This is a genomic window from Paraburkholderia sp. SG-MS1 (assembly GCF_012275575.1).
Taxonomy (GTDB): domain Bacteria; phylum Pseudomonadota; class Gammaproteobacteria; order Burkholderiales; family Burkholderiaceae; genus Paraburkholderia.
The window spans coordinates 1-4,551 of the sequence record NZ_NPIH01000138.1; the positions used below are offsets into that span (position 1 = coordinate 1).

Here is a 4,551-nt window from a genome sequence, read left to right on the forward strand (position 1 = left end):
TGATGCCCACGACGCTGCCGCCGTTGCGCGGTCCTAAGCTGCGTCAGGCCTTGCCCAACATCGTCGAGGATCAGCTGATCCAGGACCCGCAAACCTGTCACATCGCCGTCGATCCACAACCGGCCGCGGGCGGCAGGCAGCTGCTCGCGATCATCGACCGCGGCTGGTTCCGCTTTATCTGCGAGGCATTCACGACGGCTGGTCACCGCAGCTTGCGCGCCGTGCCGGTGACGCGCTGCCTGCCGCAGGCAGCCGCCGCCGCTACCCTCGCCGACATCGCGGAACTGGTCAACGCGGGCGAGCCGACGCTGGCTGGCTCGGCCGACGTCGCGACGGCGCTGCCGGGCGTCGCGCCCGTGGTGGCGCCCGATGTCGCCGCGGCGGTGCCGATGGTGGCCGCCGTGCTCGGCGCGGTGGTGCCGACCGCACCCACCGTGCTGCTGGAAGGCGTGGTCGAGAGCAATGTGCCGCGCGTCGAACTGGCGATTGCACGCGGCGTGCAAGGCGAAGGTATGGCGGTGCCGGCCAATGCGGTGAACACGACGCTCGGGGCGCTTGCCGGCGCGGCGTCCGTCTCGCTGTACATGCTGACCGAAGTGCAGGGCAACGAGCCGGGTCTCGCCGCGAACAGCCCGGCGCGGCTGGCCGCGCATATCCACGGCGCGAGTCCGTTGCCGTTCGAGCAGCTCGCGCGGCGCGCGCTGGAGTGCCGCTTCGATCTCTGTCAGTTCGAGTTCGCCTCGCAGCCGTGGCGGCTCGACCGTGCGACGCTGCGGCGTCTGCGCCTGCCGGTGCTGCTGGCGATCGGCGCGCTGGTCATCGCGATTGTCGGCGCGAACGTGCAGTGGCTGATGCTCGCGCGCCAGCGCGACGCGATCAGCACGCAGATGACCGAACTCCTGCTCAATACCTTCCCCAAGACGACGGTCGTCCTCGATGCGCCCGACCAGATGTCGCGCCAGTTGCAGCAGTTGCGCGTGGCGGCGGGCGAATTGTCTCCGGACGACTTCCTGTCGCTCGCCGACGGCCTCGCCCGCTCGCTCGCGCCGGTGCCGGTCAACGGCATCGCGGCGCTCGACTATCACGACCGGCGGCTCGACGTGACCTTCAAGCCCGAGGTCAAGCTCGACCCCGACTTCGCGAAGCGTCTCGGACGCAACGGGCTGAGCGGCGCGATCGATAGCAATACCGGCAAGTGGACCATCAGGAACGGACAATGAAAGCTGAACTCGCTCAAACATGGGCCGGCTTCTGGGACCAGCGCACGGAGCGCGAAAAAACCATCATCACGTGGGGCGGCGGTGTGCTCGCCGTGGTGGTCGCATGGTCGGTGCTGTGGGCGCCGGCCCAGGAAGGCCGCGCGCATCTGCGTGAATCGCTGCCCAGCCTGCAGCGCCAACTCGCGCAGATGACCGCGCAGGCGAACGAAGCGCGCGCTCTCTCGGCGGGCGCGCAAGGCGTCGCGCCGACCGGCGCCGCGCTCAAGGATGCGCTCTCCGCGTCGCTAAGCGATCACGGCCTTGCTGCCACACAGGTGCAGGTGATCGGCAACGCGGTGCAGATCCAGATGAAGAACGCGTCGTTCCCGGCGTGGACCAGCTGGGTCGACGATGCGCGCAAGCAGTTCAAGGTGCAGATCGCCGAGGCGCATGTCACCGCGCTGAAGGACGACGGCCAGGTGGATCTGACGGCGTCGTTGCAGCCGTCGACCGCGAAATGAGCGCGTCGCTACGGGGTTTCGCATGAGTTACTGGATGCGGCGCGCGCGCGCCGCGCTGCCGTGGGCGGCGGTGGGCGGGCTGGCCTCCGCGGCAGTGGTGCTCTCGCTGCTGCCGGCAGCCTGGATCACGCCGCAGTTCGCGCGCCAAACGCGCGGCCACGTCAATCTGGTCGACCCGGCTGGCTCGCTCTGGCACGGCTCGGCCACGCTGATGCTGGCCGCCGGCTCCGACATGAGCGCGGCGACGCTGCTGCCCGGCCGGATCGAATGGCGCACGGCGTTCTGGCCGCTGTTCACCGGCCGGGTGCGCATGGTCATGCGGCATAGCGAGGCGATGCCCGACCCGATCACGGTCGACGCCACGCCGCGCAGCGCGACCGTCACGCCCGGCACGATGGCGGTGCCGGCGTCGCTGTTGAGCGGGCTCGGCGCGCCCTTCAATACGCTCGATCTGCAGGGCAACGTGCAGCTTTCATGGTCCGACTGGCGCAGCTTCAACCGGGAAGCGTTCGGCCAGCTGACGGTGACGCTGAACGATGTCAGCTCGCGCGTCTCGCTGGTCAAGCCGCTCGGCTCGTACCGCGTGACCTTTCAGGCGCAAGGCGCATCGTCCACGCTCGATCTGACGACCCTTAAGGGCCCGCTGATGCTCAACGGCAACGGCACGATATCTGCCGCGTCGACGGCGTTTCGCGGCACCGCCAGTGCGGCCCCCGACGCGCGCGAAAACCTCGCAGGGCTGTTGAATCTGCTCGGCCGGCCGAGCGGACCGGATACGGTGACGTTGATGTTCGCACGCTGACGTTCGCGTACGGACGTTGGCGGCTCGCGCGACGGTGCGGGTCATCTGCCACGTTGCGTTGGCAGGTTAAAAAAAAGAGGCATGGGCGCATTTCGCGGCCATGCCTTTTTTGCTTCGCGCCGGCGAGCGGCGCGCCGCTTATCTGCTTTGAACCTGTTGTTGCGGCGCCGCGCCGCTCTGCGCGACGGGCACCGCCGATGCCGCCGGCAACGGCGCCGGTGCGGCCACGTCGCCGGTTTCGCGATTCATCTGCGATGCCTCCCACCCGCCACCCAGCGCCTTCACCAGACCCACCGACGACACCATCCGTTGCCCAGCGATGCTTTCGAGCTTCTGCTCGGCCGTGAACGCCGTGGTCTGCGCGGTCAGCACGTTGACAAAGCCGACCGTGCCCGCCTTGTACTCGTTCGTGACGATGGCGAGCGCCTGCCGGGCCGACTCGACCGCTTGCCGCTGCACGACGATTTCCTGTTCGAGAATGCGCAGCGACGCGAGGTTGTCCTCGACATCCTGGAACGCGGCCAGCACCGTTTGACGGTAGCTGGCGACGTCCGCGTCATAAGTGGCGCGCGCGGCTTCGGTCTGGGCTTTGCGCAGACCGGCGTCGAACAGCGTGGCCGCGAGTTGCGGGCCGACCGTCCAGAAGCGCGACGGCACGGTCAGCAGCTGCGAGAACACCGAATTCTCGAAGCCGCCGGTGGCCGACACCGTCAGCGATGGGAAGAACGCCGCAATCGCCACGCCGATCTGCTCGTTCGCGGCGGCGGCCTTGCGTTCCGCCGACGCGATGTCCGGACGCCGCTCCAGCAGTGCCGACGGCATCTGCGCGGGCACGGCGGGCGGCGTTGCGGTGAGTGGCATCGGCGGCAGCGAGAAGACCGAGGCCGGCACGCCGATCAGGACGGCGATCGCGTGCTCGTCTTGCGCCCGCTGGATGCCGTTGTCGATCGCGGCGGCCTGCGCGGACTGCAACTGTGTTTGCGCCTGAATCACGTCCGAGCGCGCGGCGATACCCGCGGCGTACTGGTTCTGGGTGAGTTGCAGCGAGCGTTGATAAGCCGCGACGGTGTCGTCGAGCAGTTTCTGCGTGGAGTCGAGCGCGCGCAGCGAGAAATAGGTTTGCGCGAGCGTGGCCTGAGCGGACAGCCGGGCGTTCGCCAGATCGGCGGCCGCGCCCTGCTGACCCGCTTTCTGCGCGTTGACCGAGCGAGTGACCGAACCCCACAGATCGGGCTCCCAGCTGGCGTCGAGTTGCACGCTGAAACTGTTGCCGACGCCCGAGCGGCTGCTGCCGGTCGTCGAGCTACCGCTGGATGCAACGCCGTTGCCTGAACGCGTTGCGCCCGCCGAAGCGCCGATCACCGGGAAATACGCCGAACGCGCCTCGCTGACCAGCGCGCGTGCCTGCCGATAGGTGGCGGCGAACTGCGCCACGGTCTGGTTCGCGGTGTTCAGCTTGTCCACGAGCGCGTTGAGCTGCGGGTCTTCGTAGATGCTCCACCAATCGCCGCGGTCGTGTTGGTCGGCGGGTTCGGCGACTTTCCAGCCGGGGGCGGCTTCCTTGAACGACGCGGGGATCTCGGTGGCCGGCCGCTTGTAGTCGGGGCCGACGGCGCAAGCGGCCAGCAACGTGGCGAGGGCCGCTGTAATCGCGATGGTCAGGGCGCGAGGCGCAAGCGGCCGCGCGCGCGAGATTCGATCAGACTGCATGCAATGAATTCCTTCTGGACGCCGCAATGCGGCCGATGGCGGCACCGTCGGCCGGGCGAGATCTTGGTCTGCCGGAATGTTAGCGTATGAGCCCGCGCGAACGCGGGAAACTGAAAGGGTAATGCGGCGATGCGCGCAGGTGTGTTACTTAGGGTGTCGCGATGGTTACGTGCTGTTACCGGGCGCGTCCGGCAGTCGGCCCGAGGCCGTTACACCCGTGATTCCGTCGACGTGGTCAGGCGCGCCAGTCGGCCCGCCGCCGCCCGGCATGGCGCATCGCCGCGTGCCTGGCAGGCGCCTGCGGGATGGGCCGCGTGAG

The 4,551-nt window shown here is 68.8% G+C and carries 4 protein-coding genes; 3 read left to right on the top strand and 1 reads right to left on the bottom strand.

Annotation, left to right across the window (positions count from 1 at the left end):
• The 3 genes from gspL to CIC12_RS10865 form a co-directional block, all read left to right on the top strand.
• Nucleotides 1–1,220: type II secretion system protein GspL (gene gspL / locus CIC12_RS10855; protein ID WP_168664119.1), on the top strand; the 1,220-nt coding region annotated here is incomplete at its 5' end.
• Nucleotides 1,217–1,720 carry a type II secretion system protein M gene (locus CIC12_RS10860; protein ID WP_168664120.1) on the top strand — a complete coding sequence of 168 codons (504 nt, stop codon included), beginning with the start codon at nucleotides 1,217–1,219 and terminating at the stop codon, nucleotides 1,718–1,720. The genes gspL and CIC12_RS10860, both read left to right, overlap by 4 nt.
• A 22-nt stretch (nucleotides 1,721–1,742) precedes the next feature.
• Nucleotides 1,743–2,522 (top strand): type II secretion system protein N, encoded by a 780-nt coding sequence (locus CIC12_RS10865; protein WP_168664121.1) that lies wholly within the window; start codon nucleotides 1,743–1,745, stop codon nucleotides 2,520–2,522.
• A 138-nt stretch (nucleotides 2,523–2,660) separates the two neighbouring features.
• Here CIC12_RS10865 and CIC12_RS10870 read toward each other — a convergent pair whose 3' ends face one another.
• Nucleotides 2,661–4,232: an efflux transporter outer membrane subunit gene (locus tag CIC12_RS10870; protein WP_168664122.1), complete on the bottom strand. Its 1,572-nt coding sequence runs from the start codon at nucleotides 4,230–4,232 to the stop codon at nucleotides 2,661–2,663.
• Between the last annotated feature and the right edge of the window lie 319 nt (nucleotides 4,233–4,551).